14 protein-coding genes are annotated in these 23,101 nt (G+C 44.1%); 8 read left to right on the top strand and 6 right to left on the bottom strand.

Annotation, left to right across the window (positions count from 1 at the left end):
- Nucleotides 1-97: 97 nt before the first annotated feature.
- From BW976_RS06155 to BW976_RS06140, 4 genes are all read right to left on the bottom strand, one after another.
- A complete protein-coding gene (locus BW976_RS06155; RefSeq protein WP_084192084.1) occupies nucleotides 98-1,030 on the bottom strand; it encodes a helix-turn-helix domain-containing protein in 933 nt (310 codons plus the stop codon).
- A 112-nt stretch (nucleotides 1,031-1,142) separates the two neighbouring features.
- Nucleotides 1,143-3,227, bottom strand: coding sequence for a sulfatase-like hydrolase/transferase (locus BW976_RS06150; RefSeq protein WP_076371461.1), 2,085 nt, complete (start codon nucleotides 3,225-3,227; stop codon nucleotides 1,143-1,145).
- 233 nt (nucleotides 3,228-3,460) lie between these two features.
- Nucleotides 3,461-5,008 carry a sulfatase family protein gene (locus BW976_RS06145; RefSeq protein ID WP_076371459.1) on the bottom strand — a complete coding sequence of 516 codons (1,548 nt, stop codon included), beginning with the start codon at nucleotides 5,006-5,008 and terminating at the stop codon, nucleotides 3,461-3,463.
- A gap of 360 nt (nucleotides 5,009-5,368) precedes the next feature.
- The gene (locus tag BW976_RS06140) at nucleotides 5,369-5,719 is read right to left on the bottom strand and encodes a winged helix-turn-helix transcriptional regulator (RefSeq protein WP_076371457.1); all 351 of its coding nucleotides are present in this window, start codon (nucleotides 5,717-5,719) and stop codon (nucleotides 5,369-5,371) included.
- Between the two features lie 88 nt (nucleotides 5,720-5,807).
- Between BW976_RS06140 and BW976_RS06135 the strand changes: the two genes are divergently transcribed.
- Nucleotides 5,808-6,380 (top strand): hypothetical protein, encoded by a 573-nt coding sequence (locus BW976_RS06135; protein ID WP_076371455.1) that lies wholly within the window; start codon nucleotides 5,808-5,810, stop codon nucleotides 6,378-6,380.
- Nucleotides 6,381-6,491: 111 nt separating this feature from the next.
- On the opposite strand, the gene BW976_RS06130 is transcribed toward BW976_RS06135, so the two are convergent.
- Both BW976_RS06130 and BW976_RS06125 read right to left on the bottom strand, forming a co-directional pair.
- Nucleotides 6,492-6,740, bottom strand: coding sequence for a hypothetical protein (locus BW976_RS06130; RefSeq protein WP_076371453.1), 249 nt, complete (start codon nucleotides 6,738-6,740; stop codon nucleotides 6,492-6,494).
- A 220-nt stretch (nucleotides 6,741-6,960) separates the two neighbouring features.
- On the bottom strand, nucleotides 6,961-10,944 hold the full coding sequence (locus BW976_RS06125) for a Pls/PosA family non-ribosomal peptide synthetase (RefSeq protein ID WP_245834646.1): 3,984 nt from the start codon (nucleotides 10,942-10,944) through the stop codon (nucleotides 6,961-6,963).
- Nucleotides 10,945-11,416: 472 nt separating this feature from the next.
- On the opposite strand from BW976_RS06125, the gene BW976_RS06120 reads away from it, so the two are divergent.
- The 7 genes from BW976_RS06120 to BW976_RS06090 all read left to right on the top strand — a co-directional run bounded on the left by BW976_RS06120 (nucleotide 11,417) and on the right by BW976_RS06090 (nucleotide 22,985).
- Entirely contained in the window at nucleotides 11,417-12,079 is a 663-nt protein-coding gene (locus BW976_RS06120) for an MgtC/SapB family protein (protein WP_076371451.1), read from the top strand.
- 63 nt (nucleotides 12,080-12,142) lie between these two features.
- Entirely contained in the window at nucleotides 12,143-13,345 is a 1,203-nt protein-coding gene (locus BW976_RS06115; protein WP_076371893.1) for a DUF2252 domain-containing protein, read from the top strand.
- Between the two features lie 343 nt (nucleotides 13,346-13,688).
- Nucleotides 13,689-14,273, top strand: a complete 585-nt coding sequence (locus tag BW976_RS06110; protein WP_139332214.1) for an RNA polymerase sigma factor — start codon at nucleotides 13,689-13,691, stop codon at nucleotides 14,271-14,273.
- A 154-nt stretch (nucleotides 14,274-14,427) separates the two neighbouring features.
- On the top strand, nucleotides 14,428-15,603 hold the full coding sequence (locus BW976_RS06105; RefSeq protein ID WP_076371447.1) for a FecR family protein: 1,176 nt from the start codon (nucleotides 14,428-14,430) through the stop codon (nucleotides 15,601-15,603).
- Between the two features lie 276 nt (nucleotides 15,604-15,879).
- Complete coding sequence (locus tag BW976_RS06100) at nucleotides 15,880-19,311, top strand: TonB-dependent receptor (protein ID WP_175614053.1); 3,432 nt, start codon at nucleotides 15,880-15,882, stop codon at nucleotides 19,309-19,311.
- A 19-nt stretch (nucleotides 19,312-19,330) separates the two neighbouring features.
- Nucleotides 19,331-21,100 carry a RagB/SusD family nutrient uptake outer membrane protein gene (locus tag BW976_RS06095; protein ID WP_076371443.1) on the top strand — a complete coding sequence of 590 codons (1,770 nt, stop codon included), beginning with the start codon at nucleotides 19,331-19,333 and terminating at the stop codon, nucleotides 21,098-21,100.
- A 172-nt stretch (nucleotides 21,101-21,272) separates the two neighbouring features.
- Nucleotides 21,273-22,985 carry an EndoS/ChiA family endoglycosidase gene (locus tag BW976_RS06090; protein WP_076371441.1) on the top strand — a complete coding sequence of 571 codons (1,713 nt, stop codon included), beginning with the start codon at nucleotides 21,273-21,275 and terminating at the stop codon, nucleotides 22,983-22,985.
- Nucleotides 22,986-23,101 lie beyond the last annotated feature (116 nt).

Genomic DNA, 23,101 nt, shown 5'->3' with positions numbered 1-23,101 from the left:
TTGTTTTATCTTAAAATTTGATAAAACAAAGTTCTGGCAAATATCAGCTCAGCTGTTTATGAATATCAATCCATTTTTTGCGAAATTCAAATATCGCTTACGCGCGAAACTTTAACGGGGCAATATTGGTTTGCTTTTTAAAAAAGGTAGAAAAATGCGCCACCTCTTCAAAACCCAGGCTATAGGCAATCTCCGAAATGTTCCAGGCCGTTTGTTTCAGCAGAATCTTAGCCTCCTGCACCAAGCGGTTACTGATATGCTCGGTGGTGGTTTTACCCGTATTTTCTTTGAGCACCTTGTTCAAGTGATTGATGTGCACAGACAACCTGTCGGCGTAATCCTTAGCGGTACGCAAACCTATTTTCTGATGCGGTGAATCAATAGGAAACTGTCGTTCCAAAAGTTCAATAAACAGGGACGATACCCGGGCCGAGGCGTTGTGCCCTGCATACAGCGTAGTGAGCGGCTGTAGCTTTTGCCCGTAATGAATCAGCTCCAATACATAGTTGCGCAGCAGGTCGTACTTATAAGCATAATCGGAGCCTATCTCCTCACTCATCTTTCTGAAAATGTGACGGATATCAATAGCTTCCTTATCGCTGAGCTGAAACACAGGATAGCCGCCCGGTTTAAATATAGGCAGATCATCCAGTACCACACCGCTTTTACTGGGTAACAGGAAATCGGCAGTAAAAATGCAAAAGAAACCCAATTGCTGATCGGTCTGCGGCACCCAGTTATAAGGTATTTTGGGTGTGGCGAAAAGCAGGGCATTCTTTTCTATTTCAATGGTTTTGTCGGCATACTCGGCCATACTATGACCACTTATCAGGCTTATCTTGTAGTAAGCCCGGCGGTTATACGGCATCAACCCGGGGGCTTTTTTGATGCGGGTAAACAGATCGGCCACATCAAATATATTGAAATGCCCTATCTCTTTGTTGATACCTTCTGGCAATAGCGAACTTACACTTTCGCCGCTTACAGAGGCTGCGTGCTCGTAAAAATCATTCAGCGTAGTAACATCCATGGCACAAAGAATTTATAAAATTCAAATATACCACTATATAAGTTATAAGTCTTGAGTTCAAAGTTTTAAGTCGTTTTTTTTGACTTAGGGTTTATCACTTTGAATTCAAGACTCAATGACTAAAAAATACCAGATTCTTCCCACTAATATCTATCCGGTTTTGGTCTGTACATTTAAGCGTCACCTTCGGCATACCGCTTTCCGGCAACAGATAGTACAAGGCTATGGCATGTGCGCCCTCTTTTAGATTGACGGTCTGGGTAAGCACTGTACCTGGTTGATATCCAAAATCGGCATCGATTAAGGTAGCCTCATGCAAACGCAGATAGGCTTTGCCTGATACCTGCAACGAAAATGTATAATGCCCATCGGCAGGGATTTTGATAAATCCGTGATAACATACCATCCCCGGTTTATGTCCAGCTTCATTGCCGGTTATATTTTTGCTTGTTCCTGTGCTATTAGCTGTAAGCCCGTCCGTTTTGGCTACCCAGGGGAATTTTCCTGCATAATACTCCCAGAAAAGGCCAGGTAATAACCTTCCTTCAACTTTATCTGCCGGTACGGGTACTGTATCATAAGGCCGTGGAGCTTCTGCATCGGCGTGTCTCACTTGTAATACCTTTGCCTTCATGGCTTCCTGAATTTTTGCATAACCCGGTTTGGAAGCCAGGTTGCTTATTTCTTTAGGATCGTTTACTGCATTGTATATTTCAAAGTCGTCATCCGCGGTTTTGATAGCGTAACGCACTCCAACCAGATCACCCATCCGGATGGCCTGCATCTGATTGCGTTTTCTTCCGCGCCTACCGGGTTCAAACTCCTTAAAATCGGGGGTTTTGCCGCCTTCAAAATATTCCACGTATACCAAGCCTTGCTTTTGTTTACCTGTACCGGTCAAGCAGGGCAACAAAGAAACACCATCTGTACGAGCAGGCGCCGGGATATGCGCGGCATCAGCAAGAGTGGGCATCCAGTCTGATAGCATGGATGGTGTATTGACCACCTCTCCGGCTTTGATGTGTTTTGGCCAGGCTGCTATTGTTGGCATTCTTAGTCCCCCTTCCCAGCAATCTCTTTTGATACCATCAAACGGACCATAGCTACCAAAAAACGTAGGGTGATTGGGCACAAAGTCAGCTGGTAAGTACGATTCGATAGAAGGACCATTATCGGAGGTAAAAATCACCAGCGTATTATCGGCTATATTCAGATCGCTGAGCAATTGCCTAATATCACCTACTGCATCATCTATCCGGCGCACCGCAGTAGCGTATCTTTTATAGGTATCGGGCCAGGGCACTTCGGGCGTGGCCGGGTTATGGTCATCATCATAAGTAGCGTTGGCATACTCTGGATACATATAAGAGTCAATTGTTCCGGAAGCGGTGTTGATCATGTGCCCGGCATCGCCCAACCATCGCAGTCCACCTTTAAGTCCTCCACCAACAGGGTAGGCCTGTGTAGGCAACTCGATAACCGCATGGGGCGTATCATAAGCCAGGTACATAAAAAATGGTTTGGCTGCTTCTTTCCCATTTTTGTGATCGATGATCCATTTTTTGGCGGCGGCGGTCCACAAGTCGGCGGTATAGCATTTGCTTAGTCCGGCCGATACTTCCTTATAATTATCCCATACCTGTTTTTTGCCCCGATACAAACCCTCCAACGGATAATGCTCATGACCATCGCTATGGCGCATATAACCGTAATATTTATCAAAACCCCGTTTCAGGGGATGTGCGGGCCAGTCAGGACCTTCTTCCTTAACACCTTGCAAACCCCATTTACCAATGGCTGTAGTACTGTAGCCCGCGGTTTTTAACATGGAGGCTACGGTGTAATTGTTTTCCAGCATCTTATCAAACTGGTTGTCCCTCACCGAGGCATTGCCCTGGTTAAGCCCGGTGATGAGTGAAGCCCTTGACGGCGCGCAAACCGGCGCATTAGCATATTGCTGTGTGAAGCGGGCACCGCTCAATGCCATTTTATCCAAATTGGGCGTCAGTTCATATGGCTGACTATGATCGCCGGAGGCTTTCCGCTGATTTTGAAAAAACACGCCGATATCCCCATAACCCAGGTCGTCTGTCAGTATAAAAATGATGTTTGGTTTTTGCTGTGCCTTTACTGAGAGGGCATTGAAACCAACTGCTAAAAGAACCACCGATGCCCTTAACCAATATTTTGCGTTCATAATCTCCTGCTTACTTTTTCTCTGTGTTTTTGCTTATGATCTATCCGGATACCTAATCACGAATTGATGTATTGTCTTGGATTGGATGGAGTCAATTAACAAAAAAGTGGGTTTACATGGTTTACACAATTCATGGTTAATACCGATTCAAATAACTGACAATCAATTATTTACTTATATTTTTACTTAAAAACATGTAAACCCACTTTTTGTATAATATTATCAGTTAAGTTTCAATTCTTAGGTGTCACAACACCGGGGATGCCCAATTTGATTTCATGCTGCAGTAGCTGATCGAGTTCTTTTACCTTATCCGGATAAGTATTGGCCAGGTTATTTTTTTCGCCGATATCATCCTTCAGGTTATACAGCTGTGGTGATGGTGAATTGCCCGATTCTATACCCACATCTTTCATATAGGCCACACCTGGATGCGGTTTAATATATTTCCAATCGCCTTTGATGATGGCTGTAGGATCCGTGCTGCCTTGTTCTATCAGGGTTGACCGTCCCTGTTTACTTTTGCCCAAAAGTACATCCAGGTGATCCTGACTATCTTCAGCATCGCCATTAGGGACCTTTTGATTCAGCAAATGAGCCATCGATGCTAAAATATCCATCTGGCTAAATAATGCGTCAGAAACACCCGGTTTTACCTGTGCGGGCCAACTTACAATAAAAGGCAAACGGGTACCAGCCTCCAGCGCGCTGTATTTGCCGCCACGCATGGGCCCCCATGGGGTATGCCCGCTCAATAGGGTAACGGCGCCATCCTGGTAACCATCATCAAGCACAGGACCATTGTCGCTTGTAAATATGATAAGGGTATTTTTGGTCATCCCATTCAGCTCCAATGTTTTCATCAATTGCCCAATGGTCCAGTCCAGCTGCAGGATATCATCTCCGCGATAACCCAGACCGCTTGTGCCTTTAAAGCGGGTAGCCGGCATGCGCGGTACATGGGGCTCGGTTAAAGCATAATATAAAAAGAAAGGTTTCTGGCGATGATCGGTTATAAACTGCTCCACCTTGAATAAAAAGGTAGATGACACCTCCTCATCAACCCAGCGGGCCTGGTAACCGCCGCTCATGTAACCAATGCGACCAATACCGTTCACAATAGTATTATCATGCCCCTGCGATGATTTTAGCTTCAGCAGCTCCGGATGCTCTTTACCGGTAGGGTCATTACCTATTTTCTTGCTGTAATCAACCGCTATAGGGTCATTAGCATCGCTGGCTACAACCCGGTGATTTTCCAGGAAAACGGTAGGCACCCTATCGGCCGTAGCCGGAAAAATGAACGAATAATCAAAGCCAACTTCGTTAGGGCCGGGTTTTATTTCACCGTTCCAGTTTTTATTGACACTGTCGCCCAAGCCCAGGTGCCATTTACCTACAATGGCTGTAGCATAGCCTGCCCGCTTAAATACCTGAGGCAGCGTAGTTTTATCGGTTGGAATAATGAGTGCGGCATTGCCTGGCAATATGCCTGTGCCGGTTTTACGCCAAGGGTATTTCCCGGTCATGAGCGCGAACCTCGATGGGGTACAGGTGGCCGAAGTAGCGTGCGCGTTGGTAAAGCGGATGCCGCTTTTGGCCAGTTTATCCAAATTGGGCGTGTGTAATTTGGTAGCGCCATAGCAGCTCAGATCGCCGTAACCCAAATCGTCAGCATAAATATATATGACGTTGGGCCTTTGCTGGGCATAGCTTACAGAGGTAAGACCAACAAATAACAAAAGGATGTTTATAGTTTTCAGTAGAGTATTGTTCTTCATACCGACGTAATTCAATAAAGTGTATAAATGAAGTTGAGGCGATGATTTCGAGCAAACAAGATACTGATAAAACCCAAGTACCTTAAAGCTTAAAATAACACAAACGTTTGCATGGGTTTTGAATCCAGGCATCCAGCAGATCTGGGAGCAGAAACTTTTTAAACCTCAAATTTTAACAATTTTTTAGTCGAAAACAGGGTAAAAAGGTTTGCTTTTGGGCGCTTTAACTAAGCTTTAATGCCATTTTAACACTTTTCTACAAGTTTGTGGTGGGTTTTGAAAAATTTAAAAAGTATTAAATAATTAGATGTCAAATAGCCGCATAAAAACAGCCCATTTTAGGTGATGTTCTGCCTTTTATCAACTTCCTGCCAATGCCCCCTGCAGATCCTTTATCCCCCAATCCTGTAGAACCCCAATCACCGGCATCAGCGACAGGCCTTGGCGGGTGAGTTTATACTCCACCCGGGGTGGTACCTCTGCATAAACGGTCCGCTCCAGGATACCATCCTCCTCCAGTTCACGTAGCTGGTTTACGAGCATTTGTTTGCTGATCACCGGGATGGCTTTTTTTAATTTGCTAAAGCGATCGCAATTTTTGCTTACCGCATAAATGATCAGTATCTTCCATTTACCGCCAATCTTGTTCATACAATGGGTAACCGGGCAGTTATAGGGGTTAAAATCTTTGTTTTTTCTGATATTATCCATTGGTCTGAAAAAATGTACCAGGTATGATTTTGTGGACTACTTGCAATTTGACAGTAAAGCTACCAACTTTGTAGCATAGCACAAAATCATGACAGCAGAACAAATTAAACAGTTTATACAAGGCGGCAAATGGGTAAGCATTAGCCCGGAGCTTAGGCCCAGCATCAGCAAAAACGCCGCAGGGGACATTTTGCCTTTTTACCTTACCAGGAGCTTTACCTATTCGGTAGGTGATGTATTTGAATGTACCGTTATCAATTATGCCGATCCGTCAGCAAAAATTCCGCTGGTGGATATCACCATTAAAGGTCACCTGGTTTGGCAAGGCGAGCATCCATTGACAGCAGGTGCATACAATCTGGATTACGTGGCCGACATCGCGTATGAGGTAACACCCTTAAATCAGGCTTTTGCCGACGCCATCAACAAAATACCCAACAGTGCTTTAAACCCATGGGAACTGAATAAGACCCAGGATATCAAAGGAAAAGCATTCCCGGCTTTCGGTCTTACCGAAGGGCAGATCTATGTAGATTATGACCTGATCTACATATACGAAGATCTCCTTTTTAATGGCAGCAAAAATGTAGATGGACGGCCTTTTGATAAACCCGAAAACAGGCCCACCAATTTGCAGGTACCGCTGGTGCGGAAATTCTGAGTCTTGAGTCTGAAGTTCGATGTCTAAAGCCCTCCCATTGCCTGTGTCCTCACAGGCAATTTTTCCGTGTGCAAGTTGTCTGTGAGGACACAGACAACGGTGCATAGGGTTTTAACTCTCCCCATGTCCGTATTTATGGTAGATACTCCAAACGTTATTTGATTGCTCAACAGCGGCAAATCTAACGGCTATATCATCTTTCTTAATTTCATAAACCGGAATATCAAGGTTTTGACCCTGGACCAAAACCGCTATTTGCTCTTTGGTGTCTGTCCATTGATACGACCATATATTCAGGCCGTCAATCATATAGTGTTCCCCTTCGGCTATTATTGTGCTGCTATTAAATTCTGAGGCCATATGCCGGTTTGTATCGTTAATTTTTAACTGCCTGTATCCTTACTGATAATCTCTGTGATGTCGCTATTGTAGAGACGCATATTTGCGTCTAAAACAATACAGAGCCCCACGGTAAACAGAGCATGCGGTAGACGCAAATATGCGTCTCTACACAGAAAAATCCTATCAGAAAGTCCAACTCATAACTTAAGACTCAAAACTCCGGACTTAAGACTCCAACTTACCCCAACGCCCTGATCGGGCTGCCAGTCCATTCGGTTTCGGAAGCCAGGGTTTCGCCTTTCATCACTAATGATAAAGGCTCCAGCTTTACGTCGTCGCCTATTTCACTGTCGTACAAAATAATACTGCGGGCGCCGATGCTGCAACGGGCGCCGATTTTTACGGTTCCTACTTTCATCACCCGGTCTTCAAATAAGTGGGTCTGCGGACCGCAATCTTCATTCAAAGCGGTATCATCGCCAATAGAAACCATATCATACTCGGTAATATCGGTAGTGTTGAGCCATACCCGTTTACCTATCTTCACGCCAAACAGGCGCAGGGCCCAGGGTAAAAATGGTGTTCCTTTTAAAAACTCCAGCATAAAGGGTACAGCCAGCGCCTCGTATGTTGTGGTGATGGCTTCGCTTCTCCAAACGCGGTGCGTCCACATGGGGTTCTGCTCTTTTTTAAACATGCCTATCGCAGTCCATTTTAAAGCCAGGGGGATTATAAAAGCCGGCAATCCCATATAAAAAAGGTAATAGAATGGAATTTTGGGCAGTTGTTGCAGGATCTGTGTAACCGTCCGCTCCTTGATCAGGTCATGGCAATAAGCGATAAACAGCACGCTACAGCAAATGATCACGGTTTCAGGTAGCAGGATGCGAATGGTTTCGATCACGCCACGGGCCAGTTTCCGCGACCAGGATGGGGTAGTGGTAAGCGATGCCGGATAAGTACCGCTATCCTGACGACGGGGCAATCCAATGGCCGGCGAACCAAACCAGTCGCCAAGCGGGCTATTCTGCTGCTGCTCGATTGTTGGCGGTACGGACAGTACGCCAATCAGCATGTTGTCACCCAGTTCATATCCCTGGGGAATCAATGCGCTGTTACCCACAAAGCTGCTGTTACCAATGGTTGTCTTTTTCAAGATCAATCGCTGCGCGCGAATATCTTCTTCGCCCAGGGTAACGGCATCCGCGATAAATGATCCATTGCCTATCTCCAGCATAGTATGGGTTACGTTACTGGCAGTAGATATCTCGGTATTCTTTCCAATTTTTGAGCCCAACATTCTAAAGAAAAACGAAACAAAAACGGTGGCATATATCGGGTGAAGCACAATTAAGGCTACAGATATCAATTGATCAGAGAGCCATTTGCGCACATAGGTACGGCTAAAAACGGGATAAGTGCCGGGTTTGATGCCCCACAAAAGCAGGCGGGACAGTAATACCGTTTCAAACGCGTACAGTAAAATATATAAAAGGGTAAGCGCCGGTACATGGATAAAATAGCTGAAGTCATAATCCGGCGTTTGCAAATCCATGTAGTTCAGTATTTTGATGATAGGAAGCAAAGGCACTAATACAACCGCCGGGAAGGCGATGAGCAGTAGGGTATACAGAAAGCCGTATGTTTTGATTTTGAGAAAAGGTGATTTAAGCGGCTGCGGAAGCTCTTCGGGCTGCATTTTTTGAACCAACTCTGCCGGACTGCCTTTCCATACCTCGTAAGCCTTAATAGTTTGGCCGCTTTGCAAATGACTCAGGTCCTGCAACTCACCCCACTCTTCCACAACGGTGTTGCCTGATAGTACCGCGCCACTACCTATATAAGCATGCGCACCAATACTAATCTTGCTGAATTTGATCAAACCGTTTTCAACTGTTACATTATCAAGCACCACCCCTGTGCTCAGACTAACATCGCTGCCAATTTCCAGCAGATCGTTGGCGCCAATGGTAACCGCGCTTATTTGCGCGTCTTTAGCTACCCGGGTACCCAGCATACGCAGATATAGGGGATAAAGCGGGGTACCGTTCATGAACTGGGCCGGAGCCAACTGCGTTAACCTGTTTACCAGCCAGTAACGGAAATAATAAGAGCCCCACAAGGGATGTTCACCTTCTTTAACCCTGCCCAATAGCAGCCATTTGGCCGCAATGCCCATTAAGGATAAAAAGGGCGGCACCAGGCAATAGAGCAACAAGGCCACTGCAAGACCAATTCCCGTATTTCCCTGTCCGGTTTCAGTTTTTATCACCACATAATAGTAGCCAAGGTAGGGTACAAATATCTGGATAGCGAACAGCCCGTATATAAATATGAGGGAAATGGCCTGCGCCAAACCACACAGAAAATAGCGCAAAGGCGGAATTTTATGAAAAATCTCCTTCTTTACCGTTTTCTTTTCCCGGGCCTTCTTTTCGGCAAGCTCCCAGGTAGTGATGAGGTTTTTTACCGGGCGATTGGTATAAATATCTTTTAGCGAGGCGTGTTGAATACCGGCCTCTTTGCGTAACCACGACGAAAATGTGGCTGCCAGTAAGGAATGCCCGCCCAAATCTGTAAAAAAGTCCGATTCAGGAGTTATATCCCTCCCGGGGAATAAATGATTGAGCCCGGCCATTACTTTTACAGCCAGTGGATCATCTGGGCTGATATGAATTTCCTGTTGCTGCGGTACGTTTTGTAAAGCCTCGGGCACCGGAAGTGATTTGCGGTCGATCTTGCCGCTTGACAGCCTGGGGAGTTTGTCCATCTGTATAACCACCAGGGGTACCATGTAAGGCGGCAAAACTTCAGAAAGCCGTGTCCGGCTATGCTGCTGATCAAATGTTTGACCTGGTTTCAGCGTCACATAACCCACCAGCTGGTCCTGACCTGTTGAATCTTTTTTCAAGGCAACCGCTGCTGTGGCTACTTCTTCGAGCTGGTTAAGCCTTGATTCAATTTCGCCCAGCTCTATGCGGTAACCGCGAAGCTTTACCTGGTCGTCCAGGCGGCCATGAAAATCTATCCGGCCATCGGGTTGCATCACTACGGCATCACCGCTCAGGTAAATACGGTCGCCGGCCAGTTCCATGAGCGTTGCCGGTTTATCCAGGAATTTTTCGCGGGTAAGTTCGGGCCGGTTCACATAACCCTCGCTCACGCCGGGGCCCGAAATAATAAGCTCGCCCTGTTGCCCGGTAGGCAGCAGGTTAAATTTATCGTCAATTACAGCCAGATCGTAGTTTGGCAGCGGTCCGCCAATGGTAATGGCATCGCCGGGCCTTAAGGGCGCCATGGTAGTGGTTACTGTTGTTTCGGTAGGCCCATAACTATTGTAAAATATGTTTTTACCGGGTTTACTCCAGCGGTTTAAAACGGCTGGAGTACAGGCCTCGCCGCCCGCGTTGATAAGGCGCAGGGAGGGTATATCATCATCCATAACAGCCAGCAAGCTGGGTACGGCATGTAGTATGGTAATGTGTTGTTGCCTTAATAGCTCACTCAATTCATCGATAGATTTGGCGGTGGTGGCATCGGCTATCCATAAAGATGCACCGGCAAACAAACTTATCCAGGTTTCTTCGCACCACATGTCAAAGGATACCGAAAAACCCTGGTATACTTTATCCTGTGGGGCGATCTCCAACACGCTTTGCTCAGAGCGGATGAGGTGGCAGATATGTTTATGGAGGATGGGAATGCCTTTAGGCTTACCTGTACTGCCTGATGTATATAGCACATAAGCCCGATCGTCCGCATCCGGGCCAACAGGTAAAACATAGTCCTCATACACCTCCTTAAATTCCGGAACTGCAAACACCGGGCAATCCAGTGCAGGCTGGGCATCACTGAAACAAGCGGCAGCCCCAATTTCCTGTAATACAATCTGTAACCGCTCTTCGGGCATTTCCCTATCCAGTGGAACATAGGCGGCACCCGATTTTACAATACCCAAAATAACAGCTTGCAGCTCGAGCCCACGCGATTGCCATACACCTATGGAATGCCCCCTGCCTATACCTTTTGAAGCAATAAAGCCAGCGATATAATTGCTCCAGGAATCAAGCTGGGCGTAATTCAGCTGCCTGTCGCCAAAAATGAGGGCGGTATTCTGGGCATATTGTGATGCCGACGCTCTGAAAATGTCGGCAATGGTTTCGTGTTTAATAAAGTCAGGTCGTTCAGTACCTTTTAGTAAGCTCTTGGCTATCATCATCATGGTTAGGCCTAAAATAGTTTTTGTCTGCAAATTGGTAATGCAAACAGTTGCCAACCAAATGTATTAAAAATGTCGGGTTGAATAATTTAATAACGCATGATTTAACAGCAATATATTATTCATTTTTCATCCCGTCGTTAACAGACGTACGTATGACTTTGTTTAGGTGTAAACGTTTAAAGCAGTGTTTTTTTTATGTCTAGCTCATTTACGCTACCGCGAGATTGGGAAAACAGACTTGTCATGCTGAACGGAGTGAAGCATCTATTGTGAACCAGGCATACTGAAGAAGATCCTTCGCTACCGCTCAGGATGACAAAAATAAAAGAGATGTATGTCGAACACAGCGATGACTGGATGAGTCGGCACCGCCAAACAATTTGAATTACACCGGTCCGACTATCATCCATCGCTTTATTTTATTTATATTTACGAAACCTGCTATTCGAAAAATATAAATGTTAAACCTAAAATGTTGCTTAGTTCAGTTATCAACACCCCCCATGCTATCAATGGCGATGAAATATTAAAAATAACTTTATCGGTTATAGCCGGCAGTATCCTGGGGTTTGAGCGGGAGATCCGGGGTAAATCAGCGGGGTTCCGTACGCTGGCGCTCATCTGTTTTGGTTCAACGGTATTCACCATTTGCTCTTATCTTTTAGGTGTCGATTCCAACCGCGACCGGATAGCCGCTAACATTATTACCGGTGTGGGCTTTTTAGGAGCCGGGGTTATATTCCGCAATAATGTGAGCGTTTCGGGCATTACCACCGCAGCCTCCATCTGGATAGCGGCCGCCATAGGCATGCTGATAGGCATTGGCGAGTATGTGCTAGCCGCCCTGTCGCTGGTGTTGTCCTTATTTATACTTTACGCCCTTGATTTTATCCAGTTCCAAATAGATTTTCGTTTTCAACACCGCGATTATAAAATTACGTTTAAGGATAAATATCCTTCGGGCGCCATTCAACAGCAAATAGAAAGCTTAAACCTGCAAGTTACCAATTCCAAACTATTACGCTCCGGCGAGCAGGTGATCCTGGAAGTGCTGGTATCTGGCAAAGGCAAGCAACTGGAGCTGTTTAATGATTGGCTGCTGGACCAAAATATTGTCCAATCCTTTGAATGGTGACCAATCTCTAAAAACCTTTTCATCCACCCTGCATTATATTTTACCTTTTAAATGCTGTACATCATGGATACTATTATCGAAAGAATTAAAAAATTTAATGCCCCCCTGTTGCCAGACAAAGTTCAACTAAAATATAAGGCAATGACCGAAAGCCCCTTCAGGTTTTTCAGGGGCACCTGCCATCTGTTTTATGAAGATCTGTGCAAGGTGAGAGACTTCCCGGTTTCACCACAAGTATGGGTTTGCGGCGACCTTCACCTGGAAAATTTTGGCAGCTTTAAAGGCAACAACCGCCTGGTTTACTTTGACCTGAATGATTTTGACGAATCGATGCTGGCTCCTTTAAACTGGGAACTGGCCCGGGTGCTCACCAGCATTTACGTGGCCTTTGATACCCTGAAACTAACCAAAACCGCAGCCGACGAAATGGTTAAGCTTTTCCTGAAGAAATATACCGAGGTACTGCAATCGGGCAAGGCCTATTATATTGACCCCAGAACTGCTGGTGGCATTGTAAGCGATTTTTTAATTAAAGTTAAAAAGCGGAAAGAGAAGGACATCATCAAAAAAATTGCCGCTCCGGTTCATAAACAACTACGCATTAAGATAGATAATCAAACCCATTTTGATATTCAAAAACCCTTAAAGACCGAATTAATAAAGCACCTGAGCAGCATCCTCGAAAAAACTACCGCTTGGCCCAATAATTACGAGGTTAAAGATGCTGCCTTTAGGGTGGCAGGCACCGGGAGTATTGGGCTAAAACGCTATATGTTCTTATTACAGAGCACAAAAACCAAAGGCGATTTTTTACTATTGGAGATTAAAGAAAGCGCGCACTCATCCCTGGCCCCTTATAACCCAACCCGCCAACCTAAATGGGTCTCAGATGCTGAGCGGATAATTACCACCAAATACCGGATGCAGAATATATCACCAGCACTACTGAGCACTACGGTTTTTAAAGAAGACACCTATGTATTACAGGAAATGCAACCCTTTGCCGATAAGATCAATTTAGATCTTTTAGCGGAGAATTTGAAGGATATGCAATGTGTATTACTGGATATGGCTACTTTAACCGCATCGGCTCAGCTACGAAGCTGCGGTATACAGGGCTCTGCCATTAATGATGTGTTAACCTCTTTTGCCCATGATAATACCTGGCAAAAACCACTCATTAGTTATGCAAAAAATTATGCCAACCAGGTTAAAAAAGATTACAAGCAGTATATGGCTGGTTATAAATCCATCAAAACCAAATGATTAAGAATTTATAATCCACAATTAGGGCCTGCCCAAATCTACAAAACAAGAAACTCACACACTATTTAAGCTCCTTATTTTTAATTGTTTACGCAAGCGTTTGCGTAAACAATTATTGATGTATCTGGTCTCTGTTTTCAGGATCATTCCTTTCTCAAACCACTCCTTGACAAATAGCCTATTTTACTGCATCTGACAGGTTATTATCATTTATATTTCACCAAAAGCCCTTAATTCCAAACAAACGTTTGCGTGGTCATAAAATAGGCGAATTATATCTTTTTAAGATACATTCACTCCACAGAAGTAAACCAAATTGATAACCCTGTTTTTTTATAACGCATTGCAAAATAGATCAATAGATACCGAACGAATGCTTTTGCACCTGATAGCCACTGGCGATCAAAAGTCGTTCACTATGCTTTTTGAGCATTATTCAAAAACGGTGTATCCCTTTGCTTTAAAACTCACCCGCTCTGAAGAGTTGGCTGAAGAAATTTTGCAGGAGATTTTTCTAAAGATCTGGATCAACCGCCAAAATTTGCCCGAGATTGAAAATTTTGGAGCCTACGTGAACCGCATGACCCGCAATTACGCCTACAATGTATTACGACGCATAGCTCATGAAAACCTGATCGCCTTTGAGTTAAGCAAACAAATGACAGAGGAAGTAAATGACACCGAAGATGCGGTTATTTACCGCGATCTGGAACATTCGCTTAACCAGGCTATCAGCTGCCTTACACCTCAGCAAAAATTGATTTATACCTTATGCCACCAGGAAGGCTTAAAGTACAGCGAAGTGGCCGGGCGTTTAAATATTTCGTCGTCAACCGTTCATACACATATGAAACTGGCCCTCAAATTTATCCGGACTTATTTTGTTCAGATCAATACCCTCATCCTATTTTATCTGCTTTTTAAATAGCCAAAGCAATATTTTACTTGATTGATTATCTGTTATTTAAATAAATTTCAAAAAAATCATCATTTCAACTCACCCTTCCGTTCTTGCCGTGTGTCAGTGTATATAAAGGGCTAAATACGCGATCTGCTTTCCCATAGATAGACCCTCCTGTAGCATGAATAAACAACAACTCTTAAGTTTATTGGAACGGTATATGAACAAAGAAGCTTCGGCGGTGGAGACCCATGAGCTTTTTGATTATATCAATGATCCGCTGAATGCGCAACAGGTAAAAGAAGTACTTGGGGATACTTTAATTCAAGAACCCGAAGAGCGTGCTTTACCAGATAACCGGCAGCAACTTATTCTTGACCGCATTTTTAACCATCAATCGTTACCTGCAAAAAAGTTTAAGCACCGGGTACCGGGCTGGGTAAAGCTGGCTGCAGCTATACTCCTGTTTGTTTTACCCGGGATATATTTTCTTAAAAATAACAACCCAAAGCTGGCAGCATTATCCGCTATAAATAAACCAAAGCAAATTGATGTACAACCGGGCGGCAACAAAGCCATATTAACCCTTGGCGATGGTTCCAAAATAGTTTTAGACTCGGCCCAAAATGGACTGCTTGCGCATCAGGGAAATACCAAAATTGTAAAATCAGCCAATGGGCATATCAATTATGACCAAACAGCTAAGGGCAATACTACAGCCATATATAATACCATGACAACACCCCGCGGAGGCAAGTATGATCTGCAATTGTCCGACGGTACCAAAGTATGGCTCAACGCATCGTCATCGATCACTTACCCTATCGCTTTTTCCGGAACTGAGCGCAGGGTAACCATTACCGGTGAAGCTTATTTTGAAGTAGCAAAAAATAAAGAAATGCCCTTTAAAATTAATGTAAACGGCCAGGAAGAGGTGCAGGTTTTAGGAACCCACTTTAACATCATGGCTTACAGTGACGAGGCCGCGGTGAAAACCACCTTGTTAGAAGGATCGGTGAAAATTGTAAAAGACAAACTTACGAGCATGCTAAAGCCCGGGCAGCAGGCACAACTTACAACTGATGGAAAATTATCTGTTACAGATGATGCGGATATCAACGCGGTGATGGCCTGGAAAAACGGGCAAACCTTATTTGTAAATGAAGATATAAAAACAATTATGCGGCAAATATCCCGATGGTATGATATAGATGTTGAGTATCAGGGCGAGATGCCCACCAGGCTATTTACCGGTGGTATTTCGCGCGAATCAAACCTATCCATTTTATTAAAAGTATTGGAATTAAATAAGATACATTTTAAGATGGCCGGCAAAAAACTAATAGTAACTCCCTAAACCTTATTAAACTTAATTGATTAATCACCCTAAAAAATAACAAATATGGCGTAAGAAATACTTTAAACCCACCATGCGGTTACCAAGAAAAAAATCCGGCAGTGCTACCAACACCGCCGGGTAGTATCTGGTTAACCCCTTCCCGATTACATCGGGATAAAAAATCCAGTTTCAGACAATCTATTCAGTTAACCTAACTCCTAAAGTATGAATTTTTATACTCTTTTTAAGCCTTTGTTTTTTAAGCAGAGGCCGCTCATTAAAATTTTCATGGTTATGAAATTTGTAGTTTTTTTTATGACATTGGCCTGTTTACAGGCATCAGCTACAGGGTATGCGCAGCAAGTAACGCTTTCAGAAAAAAACATTTCCATAAAAAAGGTTTTTACTGCCATACAAAAGCAAACCAACTATATTATTTGGTACGAAGACGAAGTATTACGCGGCACACACAACATTGATATTGCACTGGATCATGCCACTTTGCAACAGGCGCTTACAGATTGCTTTAAAGGCCAGCCTTTAACTTATACCATTGTGGATAAAACCATTGTGGTTCAAAAAAGGAACGCACAGGCACCTGCAGTAAATGTAACTGTTAAAGGGCAGGTAAGTGACGAGAATGGCCTGCCATTGCCCGGAGTAACCGTAAAACTAAAAGGATCATCTACATCCATGGCTACCGATAGCAAGGGCAATTACGCGCTCTCGATACCCGACGCCCATGGCATATTAACCTTTAGCTTTGTGGGTTACCAGACAAGCGAAGTAGAAATTAATGGCCGCGCTGAAATCAATATTCAGTTAGTACTCCTCAAGAGCGACCTTAGTGAAGTAGTTGTAGTGGCTTTTGGTACCCAGAAAAAAGTAGACCTTACCGGTGCCGTTGACCAGGTAAGCGGCAAAGATCTGCAAAATCGTCCCGTACCCAATGTAGGCAGTGCCTTACAAGGTGTAATGGCCGGTTTAAATGTAACCACCAATTATGGTGGCGGAGCTCCAGGTTCTGCTAAAACTATTAATGTACGCGGCTTTACCGGTTTTAATGGACAGCTTGCCGGACCGCTTATTTTGGTTGACGGATTAGAAACGGATATCAACTCTATCAATGTTAATGATATTGAAAACATTAGTTTGCTTAAGGATGCGGCGTCATCGGCCGTTTATGGTTCAAGGGCACCTAATGGTGTATTATTGATTACCACCAAGCAAGGTAAAAAAAATCAACCTGCCCGCTTTAGCTATTCCAATAATTTCGCCTATGCTAAACCGCTAAATGTGCCGCAAATGTCCAATTCGCTTGTTTTTGCTAACACCATGAACGAGGCTTTTGCCAATGCAGGGCAACCACCGCTGTTTACCGATGATGCCATCAGCAGGATAACCACTTACGTGCAAAACCCTAATGCAATCCCTAATACTATACCTATTCCTGGCTCTAACCAATGGGCCAGCTATGATCCGGTGTTTGGAAATGCCAATAACGATTGGTTTAAAATTTACCTGAAAAAAACATCAACAAGCCAGCAGCACAATTTTAGTGTAGATGGCGGCAGCGACAAAATAACTTATTTTGTAGGCTTTGGAGCAACTAACCAAAACGGGCTTTTTAACTATTTTAATGATAGTTACAAACGCAATAACCTACGGGCTAACCTCACCGCCGATCTTAATAAATATGTCACCTTTAGCGTAAAGACGGCATTTTCGCAGGAGAATAATGTATCGCCATATAACGGAGGCAGCAATACCGGGAGTAATTTTTTCCATCAGATAGCGCGTCTTTGGCCAAATCTGCCCTTGATTGATCCTAATGGCGGATATGACCCAACCTCTTATATTCCCCAGATACAACAAGGCGGCAGCAATAAAAGTCGTACAAATAATAGCAGGATAGGCGGCGACATCATCATAAAGCCATTGCCTGGCTGGAATATTACCGGTCAGTACACTTATAACTACCAAAGTTATAACCAAACAAGTACCGTTTTACCTTACTACTATTCAACACCCAACAATCCGCAAACATTAAGTAATACCATATCGTCTGTAGCTCAAAATTACGGGCTCACCAGCTACTATAATTACAACTATTTTACCAGTTACGAAAAGCAAATAGGCGGTCATTATTTTAAGGTATTGGTGGGTCAGCAAACTGAACAAAAAACCTATTCAAATTTATACGGCTATAACCAGTACCTGTACAGTACCAGTCTGCCTTCACTTGCCCTTACCAGCGGCACAACTCCTATTGTAACAGATGGAGCCAATAATATTAATAGTGTTCCCCCTTATAGCTGGGCTACCAGTAGCAGTATCGGGAGGTTTAATTATAATTACAAGGAAAAGTATCTGATAGAGGGTAATGCCAGCTATATGGGCACTTCCTTATTTCCGCAGAATACCCGCTATCATTGGTTTACCTCGGTATCTGCAGGATGGAATGTTTCCAAAGAAAGTTTCTTTGAGCCCTTACGCAATCATATCGCCAACCTTAAATTCCGTGCTTCCTATGGTGGCTTAGGTGATATTTCTTCACTTTTAACGCAGAATAGTTTTTATCCTTACCTAAGCAATTTACAGGTTAACCAGGCTAATAATAGTCAATGGATATTTACACCATCCAGCGGTGGCCGCCTGCCTTCCGTTTCCAATCCAGGAAACCTGCCCAGCCCTACTATTACCTGGGCAAAACCATCCATGCTGGACATTGGTATCGACGTAGATTTCTTGACTGATTTTAGCCTCACTGCCGATTGGTATAACAAAACAATAAAAGATCAATTCGCGCCCTCCACTACTCCTCCGGCTACCTTGGGGGTTTCGGCTCCGACGGTAAATGCCGCGGCATCAACTACCAAAGGCTGGGATGCTACACTTTCATGGAAACACCAGTTTAATCAGGTACGGGTGATGCTCAGGGCCAACATGGGCCATTACACAGGTACGATAACCAAATACGATGGAAACCCGGCAAAGCTAATCAACCAGCCATATGCGGGTGAACCAATGGGCGCTATATGGGGATTTAAAACGGTTGGTAAATTTCAAACACAAGCACAGGTTAACAGTTCTCCAGATCAAACCGCTATCAACGGAAGTGGCTATAAACCCGGAGATATTCAATATGCTGACCTGAACGGGGATGGAAAGATTACTTACGGCAGCAAAACAGTTGGCGATCCTGGTGATCAAGCTATTATAGGTAACACTACTCCCAAGTATTTATATGGCTTTAATGCCAACGTAGGCTGGAAAGGAATTGACATAGGTATATTTATACAAGGGCAGGGGCACACGGATTATGTACCCGGCAATAACTACTTTTGGGGCGTAACCTCCGAATATCAAAGTACTGTAACTCCTAAAATGGCCGATCGGTGGACACCAACCAATACCAATGGCTATTTCCCAAGACTGGACATTAACAACGGTCCGGGTAAAAACCAGGTCACCCAATCGGGCTATTTGTTAAATGCCGCCTATATGCGTTTGAAAAACGTGCAGTTAGGTTATACCGTTCCCGACAAGTTTACTCAAAAACTTCACGTTTACCAGCTACGATTGTATGGCAGTGTTGACAACCTGGCCACCATTACCGGAGTATTTAAACACCAGTACGTAGATCCGGAATTGTTGCAAAGCGACGAGAAAATATATCCACTACAGCGCACCTATTCCTTTGGTTTGCAAATGAATATTAAATAATAACACAAATATTTAAAACATGAAACCGAAACAAATTATATACATATATACCATACTGGGCTTATTGGCTATATCATCCTGTAAAAAAGATGGCTTACTAAATCAGGCACCACCTACCAGTCTTACCGAGGCATCCTACTGGCATACCCCCAGTGATTTGCAGAACTACATGAACAATTTATATGGAAAGGATAATATTTTTCCGCATTACCGTAACTATGGAAGTTTGGGCATATACAGTGTTGATGACAATAGCGATAACATGACTCCGCAATCTCTTGATAGCCGCTTAAGCGGGCAGCTGACCATAAATAATTCCAGTTATGCCGATTGGGCCAATATCCGTGATGTTAATTATTTCCTGGCTAATTATTCAAAGGTTAGCGGCGCGGCCGGTGATATTGCACCTTACGTAGGTGAGGCTTATTTTTTCAGGGCGATGTTATATTTCCAGGCCGTTCAAAACGTGGGCGGAGTACCTTTTATTACCAAAGCTTTAAATGTTGATGAGATAACCGCTTTAAATGCACCAAGATTGCCACGCAATGTAGTAGTGGATTCTATTTTGAATGACCTTAACCGCGCCATTACTAATCTTCCGGCAAAGGGTAAAGCTCAAACACAGCGTTTATATAAGGAATACGCACAAGGCTTTAAAGCAAGAGTATGCTTATTTGAAGGCACCTGGGAAAAATATCATGCCGGTGATGCTTTTGGTGTTAGCGGCCAAAACGGGGCCAATTATTTACAAATGGCAGCGGATGCGGCCAATACGGTAATATCTTCGGGTGTGTATCAATTAGATAATGTGGGTGTATCCAATGGCTACTTCAATTTATTTAACCAAACTGATTACACCAGCAGTAAAGAGGTCATGTTTTGGGGAGCATATAACCAGCAGGCCGGAATTACTACCTACTGGCAAAATTATTACCAGTTTGGATCCGGCGGTACCAACTCCGATGGCTTATCAAAAAGCTTGGTTGATGACTACCTGTGCACAGATGGTAAACCGATAAGCTTGAGCCCATTATACAAAGGGAACGATTCTCTTGCTCACCAACTGAAGAACCGTGATCCGCGGTTAAGGCAGAGTGTGTTTTTATATGGAGATACCGTTATATCTAATATACCAGGGGGCTCTCCACTTAAACTGTTCACTTATCCAGGGCTTGTTTCCGGAACTCCATGCACCACAGGTTTTCAGATCAGAAAAGGGCTCAATACCGATTATTTCCAGGATAGCCACAATGGCCCCGGTGGTACCGATGGAGTAATCTACATGCGTTATGCAGAAATATTGTTGATATATGCCGAGGCCCGTGCAGAGTTAGGTTTAATAACCCAGGGAGATGTGGATATAACCATCAACAAACTCCGCGATCGGGTAAAGATGCCACATCTAAACATCGCATCTATATCTACCGATCCTAACTGGCTTTTCCCTTCTCTTTCACCGGTTATTAACGAGGTACGCCGTGAGCGCCGGATAGAATTAGCCTGCGAAGGTTACCGGCTTAATGACGTATTAAGATGGGCCGCGGCGCCAACTGTTATAGTGGGTAAATCTCCCCTGGGCGCTAAAGCCAATCAGTTTTTAACGGTTATACCAGCCATTAAAATAGGCAGTAATCTGTTTGTTAATGCTGATGGCTACATCGCGCCATATGGTAATGTAAGCAGCATGACAAGTGGGTACCAGTTTAATGTAAACCGTGATTATCTTTTGCCAATTCCGGTGCAGGAAACGGTAGTAAATCCGGCCATTAAACAAAACCCAGGTTGGTAATTAAAAATACTGCTATCGCCGGAGTGAGTACCGGCATAGTTGATTAGTTGGTTATAAGAACCCTTCTTCGGAAGGGTTCTTTTCAAAACATCATCACTCACAAACCTTATCCGCCAAACAGTCTATCGCTAACAAGTTTTCGTCTTCATTTATAACCTTTTAAAAACCTATTATGAAAAAAAACATCTTTGTAGTTAAGACATGGCTGTTCATGCTGTGCCCCTGCGTTATTGCAGGTGTTACGTCCTGTAAAAAGGATATCCACAATGGCACAAAACAACCGGCAGTTAATTCGGTAGCAAGTCATTTAAACGTTACCTCCACCAATGCCGATCTGATCGCTTACAAAAACAGCGCTCACCAGCTCATGGTTGGTTATTACCGTACCTGGGGCGATAAAACCGTATCCGGAGATGTTAATGGCCCGGCCATGACCGATATGCCGGATAGTGTAGATATCATCTCCAACTTTACCGACTATACACCTCCCAGCTCGCCTTATTGGCCTGCTTTAAAAAATACTTACATACCTGCATTACATGCCAAGGGAACAAAAATTGTAAATACACAAGGTTTGCCCAATACCACATCTGATACCTCCTATACCAATCACTATACTAATAATAGCACGGGTTACGCGGCATGGGCATTGGCTACTTACAACAGCTACAACGCCACGGGCTATGATGGAATCGATCTGGATGTAGAGAGTATTCCGTCGGGCGCAACGCTAACCGCCGATGTGGGCTTGATGAGTGCCTTAAGCCAGTACTTTGGCCCGAAAGCAACAACCGGAAAGCTCTTGATTTTAGATACCAATGAAGATGGCACCAGCAGTTTTTTCAGACAAGTTTCTACTTTTATCAGCTATTTGTATCAACAAGCTTATTGGCGCCAAACCAGTTCATTAACCGGCACTTTTAATACTTATTCTGCTTACATCAGGCCAAATCAGTTTATACCTATTGTTGATTTTGAAGATGGCTCTGGCGATGGGCAAAACTCCAGCTATGTTTATAACCCGGTACAAATTTATCAATATGCCAGCTGGCAGCCTACACAAGGCACTAAAGGAGGCGTTGGCTCATACGGTATCGACAACGAGTATTATCAAATAGCCAACGGCGTTCATAATATTTATACCCGCCAGGCCATTCAAATGATGAACCCGCCGCAAACAACTTCAAGCACTAACGCGGTTTCACTTTCTTCCGGAAAAATATCTGCCGGTGATGTTACACAGCTTAAAAGTGCCGCTGCTTTTACCCTCGAATCATGGGTGTACTTTAACGCTATTGGCTCATGGAATAACATTTTAGCCAAAAGCAATACCAGTACCGACCGGATTGCCCTACAAACAGGCGGCGGCGACAATTCCCTGTATGTAATTTTAGGTAACGGCAGTAATAGCTATGGCTATACAGCGGCCAATGCAGTTTCCGCAGGTCAATGGTACCATGTTGCAGTCGTATTTGACGGCACACAAAGCACCAATGCGTCAAAGCTTAAATTGTATATCAACGGCACCTTGCAAACGCTTACTTTTTCGGGCACTATACCAGCATCAACAAGCAGCACTAATACCGCAGCATTTCTGGCCGGGTCGGAGACTACCACATCTACCAACACCTATCTGAGCGGGAAAATAGATGAAATAAGAGTTTGGAATGCAGCGCTCAATCAGTCAACTATATCTGCCTGGATGAACAAAAGCCTGGGAACCTGCCACCCCAATGCTTCCAACTTAAAACTATACTGGCAACTGGACAATGCAGCAATTAACACTACTGCCGTTGCCTCCTTGGGTACTACCTACGCCGGGACTATCACCAATGGTGTTTATACGGCAAGTACCCAGGCCAGTACAGCCAGCGGATGCCCATAATTAACAAACCCTATATCTATTACAAAGCTTCCGGTTAATAGCCGGAAGCTATTTATTGAGACTCTATTTAAAACAAAAACTGTATCAACCTGAAAACAAAAGAGCTATATTGTGAA

It is taken from the genome of Mucilaginibacter lappiensis (genome assembly GCF_900155965.1).
Classification (GTDB): domain Bacteria; phylum Bacteroidota; class Bacteroidia; order Sphingobacteriales; family Sphingobacteriaceae; genus Mucilaginibacter; species Mucilaginibacter lappiensis.
Note: the sequence above shows the minus strand (reverse complement) of the source record. Positions and strands in the feature narration are given on the sequence as shown.